At 65.6% G+C, this 19,857-nt stretch carries 17 protein-coding genes and 2 pseudogenes; 7 read left to right on the top strand and 12 right to left on the bottom strand.

Features of this window, described 5'->3' with window-relative positions:
- Positions 1–468: pseudogene (locus tag CV102_RS25740) on the top strand (hypothetical protein); the annotation flags it as partial.
- Positions 469–672: 204 nt separating this feature from the next.
- On the opposite strand, the gene CV102_RS03695 reads toward CV102_RS25740, so the two are convergent.
- Positions 673–1,473, bottom strand: a complete 801-nt coding sequence (locus CV102_RS03695) for an enoyl-CoA hydratase-related protein (protein WP_148856519.1) — start codon at positions 1,471–1,473, stop codon at positions 673–675.
- Positions 1,473–3,056 carry a long-chain-fatty-acid--CoA ligase gene (locus CV102_RS03690; RefSeq protein WP_148856518.1) on the bottom strand — a complete coding sequence of 528 codons (1,584 nt, stop codon included), beginning with the start codon at positions 3,054–3,056 and terminating at the stop codon, positions 1,473–1,475. Before CV102_RS03690 ends, CV102_RS03695 begins: the two co-directional genes overlap by 1 nt.
- A gap of 186 nt (positions 3,057–3,242) precedes the next feature.
- On the opposite strand from CV102_RS03690, the gene CV102_RS03685 reads away from it, so the two are divergent.
- Entirely contained in the window at positions 3,243–3,854 is a 612-nt protein-coding gene (locus CV102_RS03685) for a universal stress protein (RefSeq protein WP_148856517.1), read from the top strand.
- A gap of 98 nt (positions 3,855–3,952) precedes the next feature.
- On the opposite strand, the gene CV102_RS03680 is transcribed toward CV102_RS03685, so the two are convergent.
- On the bottom strand, positions 3,953–4,621 hold the full coding sequence (locus CV102_RS03680; protein WP_148856516.1) for a DUF7344 domain-containing protein: 669 nt from the start codon (positions 4,619–4,621) through the stop codon (positions 3,953–3,955).
- Positions 4,622–4,847: 226 nt separating this feature from the next.
- Positions 4,848–5,872 (bottom strand): annotated as a pseudogene (locus CV102_RS03675) (cation:proton antiporter).
- Between the two features lie 7 nt (positions 5,873–5,879).
- Here CV102_RS03675 and CV102_RS03670 point away from each other — a divergent pair.
- A complete protein-coding gene (locus tag CV102_RS03670; protein ID WP_233710621.1) occupies positions 5,880–6,404 on the top strand; it encodes a hypothetical protein in 525 nt (174 codons plus the stop codon).
- Between the two features lie 21 nt (positions 6,405–6,425).
- Here CV102_RS03670 and CV102_RS03665 read toward each other — a convergent pair whose 3' ends face one another.
- Both CV102_RS03665 and CV102_RS03660 read right to left on the bottom strand, forming a co-directional pair.
- Complete coding sequence (locus CV102_RS03665; protein ID WP_148856515.1) at positions 6,426–7,637, bottom strand: TIGR04347 family pseudo-SAM/SPASM protein; 1,212 nt, start codon at positions 7,635–7,637, stop codon at positions 6,426–6,428.
- Positions 7,634–7,978 (bottom strand): Htur_1727 family rSAM-partnered candidate RiPP, encoded by a 345-nt coding sequence (locus CV102_RS03660; protein WP_148856514.1) that lies wholly within the window; start codon positions 7,976–7,978, stop codon positions 7,634–7,636. The genes CV102_RS03665 and CV102_RS03660 overlap by 4 nt, the downstream gene beginning before the upstream one ends.
- Positions 7,979–8,130: 152 nt before the next feature.
- Here CV102_RS03660 and CV102_RS03655 point away from each other — a divergent pair, with 152 nt between their 5' ends.
- From CV102_RS03655 to CV102_RS03645, 3 genes are all read left to right on the top strand, one after another.
- Positions 8,131–9,264 (top strand): TIGR04053 family radical SAM/SPASM domain-containing protein, encoded by a 1,134-nt coding sequence (locus tag CV102_RS03655; protein ID WP_148856513.1) that lies wholly within the window; start codon positions 8,131–8,133, stop codon positions 9,262–9,264.
- A gap of 69 nt (positions 9,265–9,333) precedes the next feature.
- Positions 9,334–10,554, top strand: a complete 1,221-nt coding sequence (locus tag CV102_RS03650; RefSeq protein ID WP_148856512.1) for an FAD-dependent oxidoreductase — start codon at positions 9,334–9,336, stop codon at positions 10,552–10,554.
- Between the two features lie 144 nt (positions 10,555–10,698).
- The gene (locus CV102_RS03645) at positions 10,699–10,905 is read left to right on the top strand and encodes a dodecin family protein (RefSeq protein WP_148856511.1); all 207 of its coding nucleotides are present in this window, start codon (positions 10,699–10,701) and stop codon (positions 10,903–10,905) included.
- A 46-nt stretch (positions 10,906–10,951) separates the two neighbouring features.
- On the opposite strand, the gene CV102_RS03640 is transcribed toward CV102_RS03645, so the two are convergent.
- The 6 genes from CV102_RS03640 to CV102_RS03615 form a co-directional block, all read right to left on the bottom strand.
- The gene (locus tag CV102_RS03640) at positions 10,952–11,818 is read right to left on the bottom strand and encodes a hypothetical protein (protein WP_148856510.1); all 867 of its coding nucleotides are present in this window, start codon (positions 11,816–11,818) and stop codon (positions 10,952–10,954) included.
- On the bottom strand, positions 11,815–13,215 hold the full coding sequence (locus tag CV102_RS03635) for an acyl-CoA thioester hydrolase/BAAT C-terminal domain-containing protein (RefSeq protein WP_148856509.1): 1,401 nt from the start codon (positions 13,213–13,215) through the stop codon (positions 11,815–11,817). Before CV102_RS03635 ends, CV102_RS03640 begins: the two co-directional genes overlap by 4 nt.
- A 230-nt stretch (positions 13,216–13,445) precedes the next feature.
- Positions 13,446–15,266, bottom strand: coding sequence for an acetyl-CoA carboxylase biotin carboxylase subunit (locus CV102_RS03630; protein ID WP_148856551.1), 1,821 nt, complete (start codon positions 15,264–15,266; stop codon positions 13,446–13,448).
- A 108-nt stretch (positions 15,267–15,374) separates the two neighbouring features.
- The gene (locus tag CV102_RS03625; RefSeq protein ID WP_148856508.1) at positions 15,375–16,139 is read right to left on the bottom strand and encodes a hypothetical protein; all 765 of its coding nucleotides are present in this window, start codon (positions 16,137–16,139) and stop codon (positions 15,375–15,377) included.
- Between the two features lie 177 nt (positions 16,140–16,316).
- Positions 16,317–16,625 carry a hypothetical protein gene (locus tag CV102_RS03620; RefSeq protein ID WP_233710620.1) on the bottom strand — a complete coding sequence of 103 codons (309 nt, stop codon included), beginning with the start codon at positions 16,623–16,625 and terminating at the stop codon, positions 16,317–16,319.
- A 1-nt stretch (position 16,626) separates the two neighbouring features.
- A complete protein-coding gene (locus CV102_RS03615; protein ID WP_148856549.1) occupies positions 16,627–18,171 on the bottom strand; it encodes an acyl-CoA carboxylase subunit beta in 1,545 nt (514 codons plus the stop codon).
- Between the two features lie 156 nt (positions 18,172–18,327).
- Between CV102_RS03615 and CV102_RS03610 the strand changes: the two genes are divergently transcribed.
- Positions 18,328–19,722, top strand: coding sequence for a sodium-dependent transporter (locus CV102_RS03610; protein ID WP_148856507.1), 1,395 nt, complete (start codon positions 18,328–18,330; stop codon positions 19,720–19,722).
- Positions 19,723–19,857: the final 135 nt, after the last annotated feature.

Raw genomic sequence — 19,857 nt, 5'->3', positions numbered from 1 at the left:
ATCATCGAGACGACCAACGAGTCGCTCGAGAACGTCGACGATATCGAGACGATCGACGATATCGACGGGAACACGGCTGACCGACTTCAGGACGAGATCTTTACGCAGGTCGTCGAGGAGATCAACACGCAGTCCCAGGAGATTCTCGGCGAGGACATCGCCGACGACGTCGACACACCCGAGGAGGCGCGTCAAGAGGCCGACGAGATCGAAGAAGAGTACGGGAACGCCGCGGAGGAGGCCGTCGACGGATTGAACAACTCCGCGGACAACATCGAAGAGATCCACGAACTCACCGAGGGCGTGGACGACACCGGTGGCGACAGACTGACCGTCGACGCTAACAGCTCGACGGAGTTCACGGCCGATCTCGGACCCGAGGAGACGACGACGATGGCGCTCTATCTGGACGACGACAACGTTGCGGAGAAGACTGTAGATCCCGACGAGGTGGAAACCTACTGCTAGACGTGCACTCGACCCGTCTCCCCGCTGTACGGGGCATACGACACGAACCGCATCGACAGTCCGCCGACGGCTACGCTGTTTTTGAGCGAATAGGGGCGTTCGGCAACGATGGCACACTCGGTCCGACTAGCTGTCGCAGTGGGAAGAGCCGCGTTCTCGCGTCCTGGGGTTTGGCGAGAGAGTGTCGCCGACCGAGACGGCGGACTACCGGCCTTCGAACTCGGGCGCTCGATCCTCGAAGAACGCGGTGACGCCCTCCTCGTGGTCGTCGGTCCCGAAGACGATGCCCTGTGCGGTCGCCTCGTCGACCAGCGCCTGTTCGATGGATTTCTCGAGCCCGTCGCCGACGAGCCGTTTCATCTGTCGCATCGCGACCGGCGGACCGGAGACGATCTTCTCGACGAACTCCTCGACCTGCTCGTCGAACTCCTCGTCGGCGTAGACGTGGTTGACGAGTCCCAGTTCCGCGGCGCGATCCGCGCCGACGATATCGCCCGTGAGGACGAGTTCCTTCGCGACGTTCTCGCCGACGATCCGCGGCAACAGATAGGAGGTGCCCGCGTCGACGCTCAGGCCGACCTGACGGAAGACGAAGCCGAAGGCGGCCTCCTCGGTCGCGAGTTGGATATCACAGGCCAGCGCCAGGTTCGCCCCCGCGCCGACGGCGGGGCCGTCGACGAGGGCGATCGTCGGGAGCGGGAACTCGACCAGTCGCGCGATGGTCTCGTTGGTCGTCCGCTCGAGGATCCGGACGCGTTCGTCGATCGGCATCTCGGACTGAATCCCCTCGACCATCGCTTCGATATCGCCGCCAGCCGAGAACGAACCGCCGGAGCCCTCGATCACGACGCAGCGGGCGTCGCTCTCCTCGATCTCGTCTAACGCCTCGACGATGCCTGCGCCGATCTCCTGTGAGAGCGCGTTCCGCCGATCCGGCTGATCGAGGGTGATCGTCGCCGCACCGTCGGACTCGATCTCGAGGCGGACTGCTTCGCCGAGAGTCATCACTCGGCCTCCGCCTCCACGTCCTCGTCCTGCTCGCGCAGTTTGAACTTCTGGACTTTCCCCGTCGTCGTTCGTGGGAGTTCCTCGACGAAGTCGACCTCGCGCGGATGCTTGTACTCTGCGAGGTTTGTCAGGCAGTACTCCCTGATCTCGTCGGGGGAGACGTCGGAATCGGGCGTCGGAACGATGTAGGCCTTGACAGTCTCGCCCCGGCGTTCGTCCGGAATCCCGACGACCGCGGCGTCAGCGACGGCCTCGTGCTCGAAGAGCAACTCCTCGACCTCTCGTGGGTAGACGTTGTAGCCACCGGTGACGATCATGTGCTTCTCGCGGTCGACGACGTAAAAGAAGCCGTCCTCGTCGTAGTAGCCGAGATCGCCGGTGTGGAACCAGGTCTTGCCGTCGGCCTCGGTGAACGCCTCCTCGTTCGCCTCCGGAAGTCCGTAGTAGCCTTTCATCACGTTCGGCCCGGAGACGACGATCTCGCCGGTGATGTCCGTCAGATCCGTGTTCTCCTCGTCGATCGGTCCCTCCTCGACGGGGTCGACCTCCTCGAAGTTCTCGTCGACGACGCGGGAGTCGACGCCCGGAACGGTCTTGCCGACGCTGCCGACGCGTCGTCCCTCTATGGGGCTGTTGAAGTGCGTAATGGGACTGGTCTCGGTCAGCCCGTACCCCTCGTAGAGCTGGACGTCGTAGAGCGCTTCGAACTGGCGGAGGACCTCGACGGGGATGCCGGAGCCGCCAACCCCACAGAGCCGCAACGAGGAGAGATCGAACTCGTCGGCGCCCGGCTGGTTGATTACGTCGTTGTACATCGCCGGCACGCCGTGCATCAGCGTCAGCTCCTGCTCTTCGATGATCGAGACGGCCTCCTGGGCGTCCCACTGCGGGACGGCGTAGTAGGTGCCGCCGCTGAACAGCGTCGCGTTCATCACGACGGTCATTCCGTAGATGTGGAACAGTGGCAACACCCCGAGCTGTTTGTCCTCCGGACGGATTCCGTCCGGGATGAGTTCGTTCGCCATCGAGGTGTTCGACTCGAGGTTCCGGTGGGTCAGCTGCACCCCCTTCGGCTGGCCGGTCGTCCCGCTGGTGTACGGCTGGACCGCGACGTCGTCGTCGTCACGCTCGACGATATCGGGCGCACCGCGTACCAGGAATTCCTCGAAGGGTATCGCGCCCTCGGCCTCGCCGCCCACACTGACGACGTGTTCGACGCTGGTGTCGTCCCGGACCTCTTCGACGAACGGGACGAGATCGGCCAACGCGACGACGACCTTCGCCTCGCTGTCGGCGAGCAGGTGGCCGATCTCGCGGGATTTGTACTGCGGGTTCATCGGGACGACGACGCCACCGGACCGCAGCGTTCCGTGGAACGCGATCACGAACGGCGGAACGTTCGGCAGATAGAGTGCGATCCGGTCCTCCTCGCCGATCCCGCGCTCCTCGAGCGCGGCGGCGAACGCGCCGGTCTGGCCCCAGAACTCCTCGTAGCTCGTCTCCTCGCCTCGGAATCCGATCGCAGGGTTGTCCCCGTGCTCCTGGACGGTCTCCGCGACGTGGTTGACAAGATTTGTCATATCTCATGGCCAACGTTGCCGTGTACCGTAAAAAAGATTTACATTGTTCGGGTGAACTCGACACTATCCTTACCGGAGTAAACGATCGCTCTCAGAACCTGTTCGACGAAGCGCAGAGGCGGTCCCGACCGATCGGTCGGGTTCCGACGTGGGGTATTTATTGCCACTATCCCTAGCTCCGTTTCGATGTATCAGGACGTCCTCGTTCCGACCGACGGAAGCGACGGGACCCGACGAGCGATCGCACACGCCCTGACGATCGCCGACCGCTTCGACGCGACAGTGCACGCGCTATCGATCGTCCCGGAGGGGCCGCTCGGCACCCTCGACGATGGGGATCCGACCACGGCCGCACGCCGGGCCGTCGAACGCGTCGAGCGCGAGGCCAGGCAGAACGGAACCGCGGTCACGACTGCAGTCGAGCACGGCGTCCCGCACGAGGAGATCCTCGCCTACGTCGAAGACAACGGAATCGACATGGTCGTCATGGGGACGCAGGGTCGAACGGGACTCGATCGGGTGCTGGTCGGAAGCGTGGCCGAACGCGTCGTCCGCCTGGCAGATGTCCCGGTCGTCACCGTTCGGTTGACCGACGAGATTCGACTCGAGGACTCCGAAGCGGTCGAGCGGCTCGCTCGCGAGCGGGCCGAATCAGACGGCTACGAGGACGTCTCGCTTCGCGACGAGCCACACCGGACCAGTGCGTCGTGGACCGTGCCGCTCGAGACGGCCAGCGGCTCCATCACCGTACAGATCGATGCGGTCACGGCCGACGCTCGAATCACGACGGAGGACTGATCGATCGGTGGCCCGAACGACTCCGTCGCTGTAGCGAAGAACAGAAACGGTAGAAAGACACAGCACCCAAAAGCCCCGGACGCCCCATCGAAACCCGCTTATTTCAGCGGCTTCGCGTCGGTCGGGAGAAGCGAGGACACGTAGTTCCTTCCGATCGTGAATGCGAGCAACGCGGTGGCGATCGTTCCGAGCACCATCCCCGGCACTGCGACCGCTCCGACTACGAGTGCGAGCGCGAAGCTGGTCTCGACGGCGCTGATCGCGGCGTACACGCCGACCGCGGAGGAAAGCAACAGGCTAGCGCTCGCGACGGCGAGGACCGTGTACCGCTGGCCCAGTGTGCGTAGCGTTCCCTCTTCATCCTCGGACTCGTCGTCCGTCCCCAACTCGAGGTACGGCCGGAACAGTTCGAGTTTCTCCGTCGGACGGACGATACCGCGGGATTTGTTGTACTCGATGATGCCTTCCTTGTCGAGTTTCGGGAGGTGTGACTGGTAGAGCGGGATGTAGACGCGCTGGCGTTCCGTCGAGGACAGTTCCGCGACGGTCGTGTCGTTTTCCTTGGCAGCGACGTACTCGGCGACATCTCGCATCTTGACGGCGTCGTTTTTCTCGAGGAGGTACCGAATCGCGTCCCGACGACGGTTCGTCTGAAGAATGTGGAAGATGTCGTCGTCCGGGAGTGTCGGTGTCTCCGTGTCGGTGCTCCGCACGTCGGTGGAGGGTTCGTCTGCGGGGCGTGGGGGGCGGTCTGTTTGGAGGGACATCGTCTGCACTCAAACGGTGAGATCAACACTACATAATCTTTTTCTTATTTTGCCTAGTGGAAAATACTATTTCTTTTTTATGGGTCGTTTCGTGACATTCGTTGTATTCGTACGGTAATACGGCATATATGTCGCTTTCTCTATTAGTCGTCGGAACCGCGGATCCCGAGAGCGACGGTTCCGACGATATCGACGTCGATGCGCCCGAGTCGAGTCGGTAGAGCCGTTACGTGATCCGCTTTACGACCGGCGTCGCCGTAATACCGTGGACGAAAATCGAGATTACTATCACGGATCCAACGAGTGCCAGAGCAGGTCAGCGTCGGCGAACGCGCCCTCGTTCAGCCCGTGAGCGAGGTAGTAGAACGAACCGATTCCGCGGATCCCGAAGAAGGCAATCGTTCCCCGTTCGCCCCACCCGTGATCGAAGCCGAGCAGGGACGTGATCCCGGCGAGCGGGCGGACGAAAAAAACGATCGCCACTGCGGCGATGACCGCCTCGAGCGTCAGCGGCTCGAGGAGCCCGCCGGCGATCGCGCCGCCGAAGAACACCATGATGACCCCCATCACGGTCTGCTCCGCCAGCTCGCTGATCTGGTGGAGTGACTCGTTGTAGTCGTGTGATCGCTCGTAGTCGCGAATCATCACGGCCGCGACGAAGACGGCGATGAACCCGTAGGCACCGACGAGCTCCGTGATCCCGTAGACGAACAGCGTTCCGGCGACCGCCTCGAGCCCCTGGACCGACTTCGCGATCTGCGTCTCGGGGTTCGTTAGGAAGACGAGCCGTGCGACCACCCAGCCGAGCACGATGCCGAGGAGGACGCCGACGACGATCTTGTAGACGACGTCGATCAGGAGCCACTCGCCGACCCAGTTGCCGGGGGCGATGCCGACGAGCGCGATCGCGATCGCCAGGTTGGTGAACGGAAACGCGAATCCGTCGTTCAGCCCGGCTTCGGAGGAGAGCGCGAACTGCACCTCCGCCTTCCGACCCTCTCCGTCCGACTGTTCCTCGTCTTCCGGGCTCTCTCCGGGTTCGCCGACCTGCACCTCCGAGGCGAGCACTGGATCGGTCGGCGCGATGCACGCGCCGAGCAGGACCGCCGTCGGGAGGAAGAGACCGACGTACCACCAGCCGAGCAGCGCCGCGCCGGCGATCGAGAGCGGCATGGCGATGACGAGCAGCCGCCAGGTCGACGCCCACGCGCGCAGTCCCGGGGGCCGATCGATCTTCAGCCCGACAGCCATCAGCGCGATGTTTCTCCTGGCCGGCTGCACCGAGGACGTCGGCGAGGAACTCCCGCCGAACAGGGAGTGGCCGGTCGCCGAACTGAAGCCCGAGCTGCCGGTCGAGGAGAAGACGGACGTCCTCGAGGAGCGCATCGAGGCGATGGCCGACGCCGAGATTACCGACGAGGACGAGTTCGCGGGCGCGTTCGGCGAGTACGCCCTCGAGGTCGAATCCGTCGAGCGAGAGCAGGACGTTCTGGCGATCGAGTACGTCAACACCGAGCTATACGAGGAGGGGAACCTCCACGACATCGCACCGATCGCGGGCGGGTTCGCGGCGCTGCTCGATTCCGGCTACGACGTCTTCGCGCTGAGCATTACCGTACTGGACGCCGCACCGGCGTCGTTCGGTTCGGCGTCGATCGACGCCGAGTGGGCCGAGGCGTACAACGAGGGAGAGCTGACCGCCAAGGAGTACGGCGAGCTGGTGGCGGGAACCGTCGAATCCAAGCGTCACCCGCCGGAGGTCGGTATCTCCCCGGACGAGTGACGGTTGAGGTGACGTAATCGGTCAGTCCGCAGCGCTGCCGACGATCGGATTCTCGCCGCGTACTTCCTCGTCCGAGAGGTAACACTGGGGATCGGGTGCGAACAGTTCACCCGTCGTCGCGAGCGCGCGGAGTCGGGACGCCCCGCGACAGATCGACTGGTACCGACAGCTCGCGCACTTGCCCGTGAGGTGATCCTCGCGGTTGCGAAGCGCGCGCAGGAGGTGGTTCGACTCGTCCTCCCAGATCTCGCCGAACGGACGGTCCCGGACGTTTCCAAGGCTGTAGCCCTGCCAGAACTGTGTCGGGTGGACGTTCCCCGCGTAGTCGACGTCGGCGATCCGCTCGCCCGTCGGATCGCCGCCGTTTCGCTCGAGGTGCTCGTAAACGACTCGCGCCCGTTCCTCGCCGAAGCGCTCGCGGGCGTACTCGACGAGGAACGCCGCGTCGGCGTAGTTGCCCACCAGCAGCGTCTCGATCTCCTCGCCCCGGTCGTGGTACTCGAGGGTGAGCTCGCAGAGCCGCTCGACCGCGTCGCGTTTCTTTCGCGGCGAGAGGTCGGCGTCGACGATCTCGGCGCCGCGGCCACCGTAGTCGAGGTGGTAGAAACAGAACCGGTCGAGGCCGACGTCGACGAGCAGGTCGACGACCCCCTCGAGGTCGGCGGCGTTGGCTTCGGTGATCGTGTACCGCAGCCCGGTTTTGAGCCCGACCTCGAGGCAGTTCTCGATGCCGCGGACGGCGGCGTCGAACGCGCCGTCTTTCCCGCGGAACCGGTCGTTTCGCTCCGGGAGGCCGTCGACCGAGATGCCGGCGTACTGCAGGCCGGCGTCCCGGAGCGCCCGGGCCTTCTCCCGGGTCACGAGGGTTCCGTTCGACGAGAGGACCGGACGGAGCCCCCGGTCGGCGGCGTAGGCGACGAGTTCGACGAGATCCTCGCGGACGAGCGGTTCGCCGCCGGAGAAGAGCACGACGGGCGCGCCGTAGTCGGCGAGTTGGTCGAGAAAGGCCTTCGCTTCCGTCGTCGAGAACTCGCCGGCCGCGGGCACGGTCTCGGCTGCAGCGTAACAGTGCGAACAGTAGAGGTTGCACCGACGGGTCGCGTTCCAGACGACGACGGGCCGACGCTGCTTTTCGTCCGTGATCTGGGGCTTCCCGGAGTCGGCGGCCGCGTCGTAGCGCAGCCCGTCACCTTCCGCGTCGAGGTCGCAGAGAAGTTTACTGATCGAGATCACGAGTCTCTCTCCTCCGGTGTCCCTTCGGTTTCCTCGTAGACCCGGACTTCCCCGCACTCGGCGTCCGGTTCGGTTTCGTCCGCGGAGTCGTCGACGGTCGACGCGAGGCCGCGCGTCGAGTGCCGTTCGACCTCGCCGGCCGGACACAGCCAGACGTCGACGGCGTACCAGCCGAACAGCCTCGAGGCGTGTTCGTGGGCCTCGGTCGCGCTCGCTGCGGCGACGCTCCCGGCGTGGCGCAGCGGCTCGGTCTTTTCGTCGCGGACGAACACTTCCCACTGGCTCGATGGATTCCCTCGAGCGTCCCTGTCGACAGCCACACGGCGTGCTTTCTCGACCATACGTGAGAACGTACGAGACGGAATCGAAGGTCGTTCTGCCGACTCTCACGCCGTGGGAATACCCTTCTCGGGAGCTGAACATATTCGACCGTGTTCTCGAAGTGCGGGAACGACGGGGGAGGCTTTGATCGCAGCGTGGCCACTCGGAACCAATGCGTCCCGGTACTTTCGACACGGCAGACCGCCCGCTCGTCCTCATCTGGGAGCTCACGCAGGCCTGTGCGCTGGCCTGCGATCACTGTCGGGCCGACGCCCGGCCACACCGCCATCCCGACGAGCTCTCGACGGCGGCGGGGAAGGATCTGCTCGAGCAGGCCGCCGCGTTCGGCGAGGGACAGCTCGTCGTCCTCTCGGGCGGCGACCCGCTCGTTCGCGACGACGTCGAGGAACTGGTCGCCTACGGGGACGACCTCGGCCTGCGGATGACGATCACGCCGAGTGGAACGCACTCGCTGACCGCCGAGCGGATCGAGGTCCTGGCCGACGCGGGGCTCAAACGGATGGCCGTCAGCCTCGACGGGGCCACAGCCGAGGCGCACGACGCCTTCCGGGGCGAATCTGGCAGCTTCGACGAGACCATCCGCGCCGTCGAAGACGCCAGGGACGTCGGCGTCCCAGTTCAGGTCAACACGACGGTCTGTCGGGAAACCGTCGGCGAACTCCCGGCGATCCGCACCCTGTTGACGGAGATTGGGGCTGTGATGTGGAGCGTCTTCTTCCTCGTTCCCGTCGGGCGCGGACGGGTCCTCGAGCCGATCGACCCCGAGGAGGCCGACGCGGTGATGGCCTGGCTCGACGACGTCAGCGACTCGGCGCCGTTCGGGATCAAGACGACCGAGGCGCCGCAGTATCGGCGAGTCTCGATCCAGCGTCGGAACGCAAACGCGGCCGGATCGGACGACGATCGGTCCGATAACGCCGGCGTCACGCGCCGAACGGGAATCGTCGCGGGCGACGGCTTTGCGTTCGTGAGCCACACCGGCGAGGTCTTTCCCTCTGGCTTCCTCCCGAAGTCGGCCGGCAGCGTCCGCGATCGGCCCGTCCACGAGCTCTACCGTGAGTCGGAACTGTTCCGGTCGCTTCGCGACCGCGACCGGTTGCAGGGCAAATGCGGCGCCTGTCCGTACCGCACCGTCTGCGGCGGGAGCCGATCGCGCGCGTTCGCACACACCGGAAACCCGCTCGCGAGCGACCCGCTCTGTCCGTTCGTTCCGAGCGAGTACGACGGACCGCTCCCCTGGGACGAGTCCGGCGACGCGAATCGGAGCGTTCCGAGCGCCGACTGATGCGCGATGGATGCCAACCGACCTCCACGCTGGTGAAACATATGTCCCGCTTCGGTCCCTCGAGTAGGTATGGACAATCGGACTGACGTTCTCGTGATCGGCGGCGGCGCGACCGGAACCGGAATCGCCAGGGACCTCGCGCTCCGCGGGGTCGACGTAACGCTCGCCGAACGCGACGGCCTCTCGGCCGGCACCTCGGGGCGGTCACACGGCCTGCTGCACAGCGGCGCGCGCTACGCCGAGGCCGATAAGCCGGAGGCGCGGGCCTGCCTCGAGGAGAGTCAGATCCTGAAAGAGATCGCCGGCGTCTGCGTCCGCGATACGCGCGGGCTGTTCGTCCAGTTGTCCGAGGACGATCCGGACTACTTCGAGGCGAAACGCGCGGCCTGCGAGGAGGTCGGCATCTCGACCACCGTCGTCGACGACGAAACCGCTCGCGCCGCGGTTTCCGACCTCAGCGGCGACGTCGAGCGAGCGATGTGGGTCCCCGACGGCGTGATCCTCCCCTCCCGACTGGTCGCGGCGAACGCGGCCGACGCGCGCGACCACGGCGCGCGGATCCTGACGCACGCGCCGGTGACGGGGATGAACCGCGAGGACGGCCGTATCACCGAGGTCCACCTTGGCGGCGAGGTCGACGAGACGATCGCACCGACCTACGTCGTCAACGCCGCAGGTCCCTACGCGGCGTCTATCGCCGATCAGGTCGGCGCCAGTGTCGATCTCCACCCGACCAGGGGCGTCATGGTCTCGGTCGAGTACGATGAGCTCGAGCCGGTTCTCAACCGCTGTCGGGACCCTGACGACGGCGACATTATCGTGCCCCACGACGACGAGGTCGTTCTCGGGACGACGAGCGTACCGGTAGACGACCCGGAGGAGTACGAGGAAGCCGACTGGGAGATCGAACGGTCGGTCGAGGAGTGTGCGAAGATGCTGCCGGCGGTCGCCGACGCGGCGCACGTCCGGACGTGGTGGGGGGTGCGTCCCCTCTACGAACCCGAAGAGGCCGCACTGGACGAGCGCGGGATCTCCCGGGGCTTTCACCTGCTCGACCACGCCGACGAGGGCGTGGGCAACTTCGCCACTATCGTCGGTGGAAAGCTCACGACCTACCGGAAGATGGCCGAAGCGACGGCGGATCTGGTCTGCGACCGACTCGAGATCGAGGCTGACTGCGAAACGGCGACCCGGCAACTCCCCGGCGCGGACGATCCGGAACGAGTCGACGAGTTCGTCGCCGAGTTCGACGGGCAGGGGCCGACGGACGCGGACCTCGTGGGCAACTGATCGGCATAGAACGGCTCGAAACGAAGGGATCGAGAACCGAGATCCGACCTGCCGAGAACAGTAACGGCCGAATCGTTGCGGCATCACGAGGTGGCCGGCCACCCCCAGTTATATACTCGAGAACGATGTTCGTTGCCACGGATTATGGGAGCAACTGCCAAGGTAATCAAGCTCGTCGGCAACTCGAGCGAATCGTGGGAAGACGCCGCACAGAACGCGCTCGACGACGCTGACGAGACGCTCGAGAACATCAGCGGCATCGAGATCGACTCGCAGACGGCCGACGTCGAGGACGGACAGATTCAGCACTACAGGACGACAGTCCACGTGTCGTTCGAACTGCAGCGGTAGCGCCGGACCGGTTCCGACTACCGACATCTTCTATCGCGTTGGTCGCTCAGTCGAGTCGCGCCTGGAGCACCCGCCAGCCGCGTTCGAGCGCCACAACCGCGAGGATTCCGACGATGACGAGCGGCTGGACGTACGCGTATCCTAGCGCTGCATCACCGGGCGTCGGCCACGCCGCGCGAACGCCGACGACGAGAAACGTACCCAGTGCGATCCCGGGGGCGAGCAGATACCGCCAGCGAAGGAAGGCGTAACTCGCCAGCAGACCGGTGACGAACGCGCCAACGCCGACGAATCCGGGAACGCCTCCGGAGAGCGCTTCTGGTGGGGTTTCGACGAGTGCGAACACTGCTACGGCGTGAATCGTGCCGACGAAACCGCCGATCGCCAGTGCGCGGTACTGGGAGAGCGGCAGCGACCAGCGGCGAGAGAGCGATTCGGCGACGAGCAGTCGCTCGGCGACCCCGAGGAGCGCTCCGACGGTGAGCAGCGCTGGCCAGGCGTTCGCGTACGCCGCGAGCGTCGACGTGCCGACGACGATCGTCTCCCCCTCGAACGCGACGACCGACGGCGGCGCCAGCAGATCGCCGACGAGGGCGACCCCCAGCGCGGTTCCCACGACTATCGCGGGCGACACCGCCCCGAACACCCAGAGATGCCACGCGACGACGACGCCGACCGCGGCGAGGCCGACGAACGGGAGCGGATCCGCACCCGTCGCGAGCATCGGGTGGTCGAGTACCGCGAGACCGGCGCCGATCCCGATCGCGTGAACGAGACCGACGACGCTTACGGCGATCCGCTCGCGGCCACGGACCGCGTTCGGCGGGGTAGTCGCCCGCGCCCGAAGCGTGCGCACGTGCTCGAGCGTTCGGCGTCGAGCGCCGCCGGACGCGGGCTGGCTTCGCGACGTCATCGGAGAGTCTCCTCGAAGGTCGCGAGGATCCGGGGCCACGCGTCCGCGTTCGCGGCGGCGTTGGCTTCCGGCGTGCCGCCCCACTCGAGGGCCAGTCCCTCGGCGGTCTCCCCGGCGATCGTTCGATACCGACCGACGGTCATCGGCGGCATCGGATACGTCGGCGGCCAGCCGATCGCGTGGCCGGCGTCCTCGTAGGCGCGGTGGTCGACCGGCAGTCCCCGCTGCTCCCGCCGACGCTCCGCGATCGCCGATAACCGCGAGGAGGGCCACAGGCCGTCGTCGGTCCCCGAGAAGAGGACGATCGGCGCGTCGATCTCTTCGACGGGAATCGTCGCGGCCTCGAGGCGCTCTTCGTCGGCGTCGTCGAGACCGCCGTGCCAGAATTCGTCGTGCGAGATCGGCTCGCCGGTGACGGCGGGGACGACGTGATCGGCGACGAGCTGCGTCGAGAACCCCTCGGAGACGTACGGGATCGCCTCGCCGTCGTGACTCCACGGTGGCGCCGTCGAGAGAACGATCCCGCTGCCGACGACACTAACGACGGCGCCGATGTCCTCGAGGACGGTTCCGGCGAGCAACGCCAGTTGCCCACCCAGTGACCAGCCGATGATGCCGATTTCCCCGTCTTCGACCCGGTCGCGGTCACGTAGCCACGCCGCACCCTCCTCGACGATCGAGAGCGGAATACGGTAGGGGTAGTCCGGAATCGACGGCGGCGACCCGAAATACTGGAGCGCGAACGCGGCGTACCCCCGCGACGCGAGCAGCCTCGCGTGAATCGACACCCATCGGGTGCTCCCCTCCGACCCGTGGAGGACGAGTACACCCGGGTGCGGTCCGTCCCCCGGCGGTTCGAAGAGCACGCCCGGGTTACGGTCCGGTTCGACGCGACGGACGTCGGGATTCGCGAGTCGTCGGGTAACGGTGGTTTCGGCCAGTCGATCGCCCTCCCGCGTCGCGGCGACCCGGAGTTCGAAACGATCGCCGTCGAACACCGGACTCAGGATCGACGGATCGTCGTCGGTCGGTCGACGCGACCAGAGGAGGCCGTCGGAATCGCGGCCCTCGTACGTTCCCTCGAGCGGTGCGCGTTCCGCCGGAGCTATTTCACCCCTCTGGTCGGCCTCGAACCGACCGTAGGAGAGCCACGTGACGTCGTCCGCGTCGGTGAACGCGGTCCAGAGGGTTGCTCGACTCCCGGGCGAAAGGCCCGTGAGGCGGATCGAAAGCGGTTCGTCGACGAGGGCATCCGCGGGGGACGCGCGCAACCGCACCGCCGTCGATCCGGCGTCGCCGGACGTACACCCGGACAGTCCGGCGACAAACGCCAAGAGGGCACCCCGCCGGCTCGTGCGTACCGTCGAGTCAGACCAGGCGGTCGCTTCCCTCCCCATACGATTGCATCCGTGGACACGAAATTTGATCCCCGGAATCGTTTTGAGAGCTAGCGACACGTTTCTGCGGCCGTCCCCAAGGCACGTCGAGGTCCGGGTTCGCGTCGCAATCCACCGACGCAATTCGAAGGTACCCGCTTCAACCCGCGACTACCGGAGTCGTCGGATCCGCCGAAAAAAGAGATCGCCCAGCGAACGGGCGTCCCGTCCGAAGCCGCTCGGTCCGCGTCTTACTCGAGGACGACGAGCACGTCGCCCATATCGACGCTTTCGCCCTCCTCGACGGCGATCTGAGTGACCGTTCCGCCGTGGGAGGCGACGATGTCGTTCTCCATCTTCATCGCCTCGAGGACGACGAGCACGTCGCCCGCCGCGACTTCGTCGCCTTCCTCGACCTCGACGCCGAGGATCGTCCCCTGCATCTCGGCGTCGACCGTCTCGCCCTCACCCTCGATCTGGGTCTCCTCGCTGGAGCCGCCCGCGGGTTCCGGCGGACTCGCAGCCTGACTGCCACCGTCCCCGGTCGGGATCGCCGGCGCGCCGTGTTCCTCGAGGTTGACCTCGAATCGCTTCCCGTTGACCTCGACGGTGAACTCGCGTTCGACGGACTCCTCGTCCTCGGCGCCGCCGGTGTCGGCCGATCCCCACTGCTCCTGGGCCTCCTCGATGCGGCTCTCGTCGAGTTCCTCGTCGAGGTACTTCGTGGTGTGGGTGCTGGCGACGAACTCCTCGTCCGTGAGCATCAGTCGGTGGAACGGGATGATCGTCGGGATGCCCTCGATCCCGTACTCCCGGAGCGCGCGGAGCGACCGTTCGATGCACTCGTCCCGATCCTCGCCCCAGACGATCAGCTTCGCGATCATCGAGTCGTAGTCGGTGACGAGCTCGTCGCCCTGCTTGAGCGCGTCGTCGAGGCGGACGCCGACGCCGCCAGGCGGATCGTACGTGCTCAGGGTGCCGCCGGTCGCGGGCGCGAAGTCCTTCGCCGCGTTCTCGGCGTTGATCCGGAACTCGATCGCGTGGCCGTCGATCTCGACGTCGTCCTGCTCGAAGTCGATCTCCTCGCCGGCGGCGATCCGGATCTGGCGCTTGACGATGTCGTACCCGGTGATCTCCTCGGTGACTGTGTGCTCGACCTGGATCCGGGTGTTGACCTCGAGGAAGTAGAAGTTCGCGTCCGGCCCCAGGGGCCCGTCGCGACCGGGCTCCTCCTCGACGAGGAACTCGACGGTGCCGGCGTTGGTGTAGTCGGCGGCGGAGACGCCGCGGCGGGCCGCCTCGCCGATCTTCTCACGGAGTTCGTCCGTCAGCGCCGCGGACGGTCCCTCCTCGATGACCTTCTGGTGGCGTCGCTGGAGCGAACAGTCGCGCTCGCCGAGGTGGCGGACGTTGCCGTGCTCGTCGGCGACGATCTGGACCTCGATGTGGCGGGGCCGCTCGAGGTAGCGCTCGAGGTAGACCGACGGGTTGTCGAAGTACGCCTCGCCCTCGCGCTTCGCACTCTCGAGTTGGTCTTCGACCTCGCTCTCGTCCCAGACGACCTTCATCCCGCGGCCGCCGCCGCCACCCTCGGCCTTGATGGCGATCGGGTAGCCGTGCTCCTCGCCGAAGGTCTTGACCTCCTCGGGGTCGGTGACGGGGTCGGTCGTGCCGGGCACGATTGGGACCTCGGCCTCCTTCATGATCTTCCGGGCCTTCGTCTTCTCGCCTAGCGACTCCATCGCGTCGCTCGAGGGGCCAATCCAGGTAATCCCGTCCGCCGCTTCGACTTTGCTCGCGAACTCGGCGTTCTCCGCGAGGAAGCCGTAGCCGGGATGGATCGCGTCGGCGTCGGCCTTGCGCGCGGCCTCGATGACGCCCTCGTGATCGAGATACGAGTCCGCCGCGCGCGCCGGCCCGACGTTGTAGGCCTCGTCGGCGTAGCGGACGTGCCCCGAGTCCTTGTCTGCCTCGGAGTAGATAGCGACAGTTCCGACGTTCAACTCTTCGCACGCCCGCATCACGCGGACGGCGATTTCCCCGCGGTTCGCCACGAGAACCTTCCTGAACATTCCTGTCGAAATCGTCACTGGGCGGCTACCTTACTTTTTCGCAACGGTTCCGTCAACTGAGGGGTAACCACGAGTTGCCAGACGGGGTCGAAGAAACCGGGAAGCGCTTCAGCCGTCAGTCTCCTCGGTAATCTCCTCGAGTCCGTCTTCCAGCCAGTTGGGCTCCTCGGGTTCGCTCTCGGTCGGTTCCAGCGCGAACTCCTCCTCGACGAACGCTCGATCCGCCGCGAACGGCGCGTCGTCGTCTTTGGCCAGTTCGCCCTCGAGCGCGTACGCCGCGAGATAGCCGTCCGCGGCGAGGACGAGCGTGAACGAGACCGACTCGTAGGAGCCGAGTTCTTCGGCGGTGCCCTCGAGGACGTAGCGTTCGTCGGCCCCGTCCTCGACCGCGACCGAATCGACGGCGTCGTAGGCCTCCCCGAGCGGGATCGGTGGCGTCGGCTCGACCGGGACCCTCGAACCGGGAACGTACGTGACCGACCCGAACTGGTTTTGCCGGACGATCGTCGTCTCGCCGTCGCTCCAGCGTTCCACCTCTACCGATCCGTTCTCGTCCTCCCGGACGAAACGCTCCCGTGCGGGCGTCCGGTCCGCTGCGACCTCCGTCGAGCCGTTCTCGAACTCGAGGACGGTTCCGGACGCGTCGCTGACCGTTCGCTCCCAGTCGATACGATAGCCCTCGTCCTCGAGTGCGGTGTAATGTTCGCGGAGGAGCGCGTGTCTGTCCGTGACCGCCGATTCGGTGAGACCGGGGAGCAACTCGTCGTCTGCTGACTCGTCGGTTTCCGTTCCGCCATCGTCACCGACGAATCCGCCACAGCCGGCCGTGACGACGAGGAGGACGACGGCGATCGACGCGATCGAGGGACGCATCGAGTTACCTCGTCCCTCTACCGGTCGTTCGGACGAGTGTTACATTCATAACACATACATGTGTTTCACCCAACATAAAAGCAGGTCTCGATCACGTCTCGCCAGCAGGGTAGCGATACGTGGAACTACTCGAGTCGCGCGCAGGCCGCCTCGAGCGGTTCGACGAGCGCTTGCGTATCAGAACCGATCCGTTCGGCCCGCAGCGGACCAGGGATCAGTTGGCGCGTCGCGCGGAACGCGGACGTGGCGCTGTTGCTGTTCGCGGATCCGGCCGCCGAACGCCCACCGACGGTCGTCCCAACTCTCTTCGTCCTCGGCCGCTGCGACCGCCGCCAGCGCCTGGTCGTGGAGGTGTGCGCCGATGGCGGCGACGATTGCAGCCGCCTCGTCGGCGTCGGCGTCGTCCGGGATGTCGACGTCGACTCCCGGCGGCAGGACGCCGCCGAACGAACCGTCGTCGGCCGTCGACTGGTGCTGTGCGGTCATCTCAGAGCGGGATGTTGCCGTGTTTCTTGTCCGGGTTCTCCTCGCGCTTCGTCTCGAGCATCTCGAGGTCCGCGATCAGCCGCGGGCGCGTTTCGGTGGGGAGGATGACGTCGTCGAGGAACCCTTTGTCGGTCGCCGTGTAGGGATTCGCGAACTCCTCGCGGTACTCCTCGATGAGTTCGTCCCGGAGTTCGTCGGGGTTCTCAGCTTCGGCGAGTTCCTTGCGGTAGAGGATGTTGACCGCGCCCTGGGGCCCCATGACGGCGATTTCCGCGGTCGGCCAGGCGTAGTTGACGTCGGCACCCAGATTCTTCGAGGCCATGACGCAGTAGGCGCCGCCGTAGGCCTTGCGCGTGATGACCGTCAGCAGCGGGACGGTCGCCTCCGAGTAGGCGTAGAGCAGTTTGGCGCCGTGGCGGATGATCCCGCGGTGTTCCTGGTCCGTCCCGGGCATGTAGCCGGGGACGTCGACGAAGGTAACGATCGGAATGTTGAACGAGTCACAGAAGCGGACGAACCGCGACCCCTTCATCGAGGCGTCGACGGTGAGAGTGCCGGCGTTCACGCGGGGCTGATTGGCGACGAGACCCACCGAGCGACCGTCGAGTCGGCCGAAACCGACGACGATGTTCTTCGAGAAGTTCTCCGCGACCTCGAAGAACGAGCCCTCGTCGAGCACCGAGTCGATGACGTTCGTCATGTCGTAGGGCTTTTGCGGGCTGTCGGGGACGATCGACTCGAGGCTCTCGTCACGGCGATCCGGATCGTCCCAGGGATCGACCTTCGGCGGATCCTCAACGTTGTTCTGGGGCAGGTACGACAGCAGACGCTTGATGTCGTCCAGGGCCTGCTCTTCGTCCTCACAGGCGAACTCGGCGACGCCGGTCTTGCCGGCGTGGGTCATCGCACCCCCGAGTTCCTCGTGCGTAACGTCCTCACCGGTGACGGTCTTGGTGACGCCGGGGCCGGTGATGTACATGTGGCTCGTATCCTTCACCATGAAGATGAAGTCGGTGATCGACGGGGAGTAGACGGCTCCGCCCGCGCAGGGGCCCATGATCCCCGAGATCTGGGGGACGACGCCGCTGGCTTCCTGATTACGCCGGAAGATCTCGGTGAACCCGGCGAGGCTCTTGACGCCCTCCTGGATCCGCGCGCCGGCGGAGTCGTTGAGTCCGACGATCGGCGCGCCGACCTCCATTGCCATGTCCATTACCTTGCAGATCTTCTCGGCGAAGACCTCGCCCAGCGAGCCGCCGAAGACGGTGAAGTCGTGGGCGAAGACGAACACCGTTCGTCCGTTGACCTCGCCGTAGCCCGTGACGACGCCGTCACCGGGAATCTTCTTTTCTTCCATCCCGAACTGGCTGGTCTGGTGAGTTCGAAGCTGATCGAACTCGGTGAACGTTCCTTCGTCGAGGAAGTAGTCGATCCGCTCGCGGGCGGTCATCTTCCCCTTGTCGTGTTGTTTTTCGATTCGGTCTTCGCCACCGCCCATTCGGGCCTCTTCCCGGAGTTCTTCTAACTCCTCGATACGATCCTCCATCGTCATGCCGAGGACACCTCCATCGATTGCATACGGCGTTGTGTGACGACCAACAGGAAAAGAATTCCGTAACCCGCCACAATTGATTAGTATTGATTACCCCCCGAGAGGAACCCCACGAAAAGTTATATATGACTGCTTTTTAAACTGGGAGCTATGGTACAACGTGAAACATGGGCCACGAGGACAGGGTTCATCCTCGCCGCGGTTGGGAGTGCAGTAGGACTTGGTAACATCTGGCGATTCCCGTTCGTTACGGGGGAAGGGGGTGGGGCAGCGTTCCTGCTGGTCTACCTCCTGTTCGTCGCGCTGGTTGGGTTTCCAGCAATTCTCGCAGAGTTCGCCGTCGGACGAAAGACCGAGCGCAATCCGGTGGGGGCGCTGAAGGAGTACGGTGGTAACGCCTGGAAGTACGTCGGTGGAATCTTCATCGTCACGGGATTCGTCATCCTCTCGTACTACAGCGTCGTCGCCGGCTGGTTCATTCGGTACTTCCTCGAGGGCTTTACCGACAGCTACGCGGGTCACCTCGCGGGGTACGAGGACGCCGCCGCGGAGGCCGGCGAACCCGAGACGGTCATGATGTTCCTCGACTTCGCGACGGGTCTCGAAGCGTTCGTCTTCCACACGATCTTCATGGCGCTCACCGTCGGGATCGTCGCCCTCGGTATCCGCCGCGGGATCGAGACCGCGGTAAAGCTGATGGTCCCCGCGATCATCGTACTGCTGATCGCAATAGCCGTCTGGGCGGCGACGCTTCCGGCTGCCGGCGAGGCGTACAGCTACTACCTGTCACCGGACTTCGGCGTGGTCGCCGCAAACTGGACCGAGATCCTCCCCGCTGCCGCCGGACAGGCGTTCTTCACCCTCTCGCTCGGGATGGGTGTCATGATCACGTACGCCTCCTATCTCGGTGAGGACCGCAACCTCGCCGAGGACGCGACGCTGATCATCGGCTTCGACACCGGGATCGCGTTCCTCACCGGTCTCGTCGTCTTCCCCATGATCTTCGCCGCCGGCGCGGATCCAGGGACCGAAGGAGCCGGTGCGATCTTCTTCAGCCTCACCGAAGCGTTCGCGACGATTCCGGGCGGCCGCTGGCTGGGACTGCTGTTCTTCGGCACCGTCGCGATCGCCGCGCTCTCGAGTGCGATCTCGCTGCTCGAGGTCGTCACCTCCTACGTCATCGACGAGAAGGGTGTCGACCGATGGAAGGCCGCGCTCGGGATGGGTGGAGTCATCTACCTCCTCGGCGCGCCGGTCACCTACGACATGATCTTCCTCGATCTGCTCGACCTGTTCGCGGACGCGATCCTGCTCGTCTTCGGTGCCCTGATGCTGGCGATCCTCGTCGGCTGGATCGCACCGCAGGTCGCCGTCAACGAACTCGAGAAGGGACTGGGCGATCTCGACGGACTCGGTCAGGCCTGGATCTGGGCGATTCGCGTGCCGATCATCCTCGTACTGGTCGTCTCGCTGTACCTCGGCGTCGTCGAGTACGTCGACTTCCTCACGGGGCCGTTCGCGGAGTGGGTCGACGGGAACACGTAACCGATTCGCGTTCACTTTTTGGTAGCAGCGGGCGATGACCGCTCGAGCGCTGTCGCTGTGCTGTCCGACTGCGAGCCGCCGACGGAACCACTTCTATCGGCTAGTAACGGCTTCGCCACCGCGCTCACGCCCAGA

The sequence above is a fragment of the Natronococcus pandeyae genome (genome assembly GCF_008122205.1).
In the GTDB taxonomy this organism is placed as follows: Archaea; Halobacteriota; Halobacteria; order Halobacteriales; family Natrialbaceae; genus Natronococcus; species Natronococcus pandeyae.
Note: the sequence above shows the minus strand (reverse complement) of the source record. Positions and strands in the feature narration are given on the sequence as shown.

Excerpts from the sequence above, each read along its gene's own strand:
- CV102_RS03695 (WP_148856519.1), bottom strand. The coding sequence starts at position 1,473 with ATGACTCTCGGCGAAGCAGTCCGCCTCGAGATCGAGTCCGACGGTGCG.
- CV102_RS03690 (WP_148856518.1), bottom strand. The coding sequence starts at position 3,056 with ATGACAAATCTTGTCAACCACGTCGCGGAGACCGTCCAGGAGCACGGG.
- CV102_RS03685 (WP_148856517.1), top strand. The coding sequence starts at position 3,243 with ATGTATCAGGACGTCCTCGTTCCGACCGACGGAAGCGACGGGACCCGA.
- CV102_RS03680 (WP_148856516.1), bottom strand. The coding sequence starts at position 4,621 with ATGTCCCTCCAAACAGACCGCCCCCCACGCCCCGCAGACGAACCCTCC.
- CV102_RS03670 (WP_233710621.1), top strand. The coding sequence starts at position 5,880 with ATGTTTCTCCTGGCCGGCTGCACCGAGGACGTCGGCGAGGAACTCCCG.
- CV102_RS03660 (WP_148856514.1), bottom strand. The coding sequence starts at position 7,978 with ATGGTCGAGAAAGCACGCCGTGTGGCTGTCGACAGGGACGCTCGAGGG.
- CV102_RS03655 (WP_148856513.1), top strand. The coding sequence starts at position 8,131 with ATGCGTCCCGGTACTTTCGACACGGCAGACCGCCCGCTCGTCCTCATC.
- CV102_RS03650 (WP_148856512.1), top strand. The coding sequence starts at position 9,334 with ATGGACAATCGGACTGACGTTCTCGTGATCGGCGGCGGCGCGACCGGA.
- CV102_RS03645 (WP_148856511.1), top strand. The coding sequence starts at position 10,699 with ATGGGAGCAACTGCCAAGGTAATCAAGCTCGTCGGCAACTCGAGCGAA.
- CV102_RS03640 (WP_148856510.1), bottom strand. The coding sequence starts at position 11,818 with ATGACGTCGCGAAGCCAGCCCGCGTCCGGCGGCGCTCGACGCCGAACG.
- CV102_RS03635 (WP_148856509.1), bottom strand. The coding sequence starts at position 13,215 with ATGGGGAGGGAAGCGACCGCCTGGTCTGACTCGACGGTACGCACGAGC.
- CV102_RS03630 (WP_148856551.1), bottom strand. The coding sequence starts at position 15,266 with ATGTTCAGGAAGGTTCTCGTGGCGAACCGCGGGGAAATCGCCGTCCGC.
- CV102_RS03625 (WP_148856508.1), bottom strand. The coding sequence starts at position 16,139 with ATGCGTCCCTCGATCGCGTCGATCGCCGTCGTCCTCCTCGTCGTCACG.
- CV102_RS03620 (WP_233710620.1), bottom strand. The coding sequence starts at position 16,625 with ATGACCGCACAGCACCAGTCGACGGCCGACGACGGTTCGTTCGGCGGC.
- CV102_RS03615 (WP_148856549.1), bottom strand. The coding sequence starts at position 18,171 with ATGGAGGATCGTATCGAGGAGTTAGAAGAACTCCGGGAAGAGGCCCGA.
- CV102_RS03610 (WP_148856507.1), top strand. The coding sequence starts at position 18,328 with ATGGTACAACGTGAAACATGGGCCACGAGGACAGGGTTCATCCTCGCC.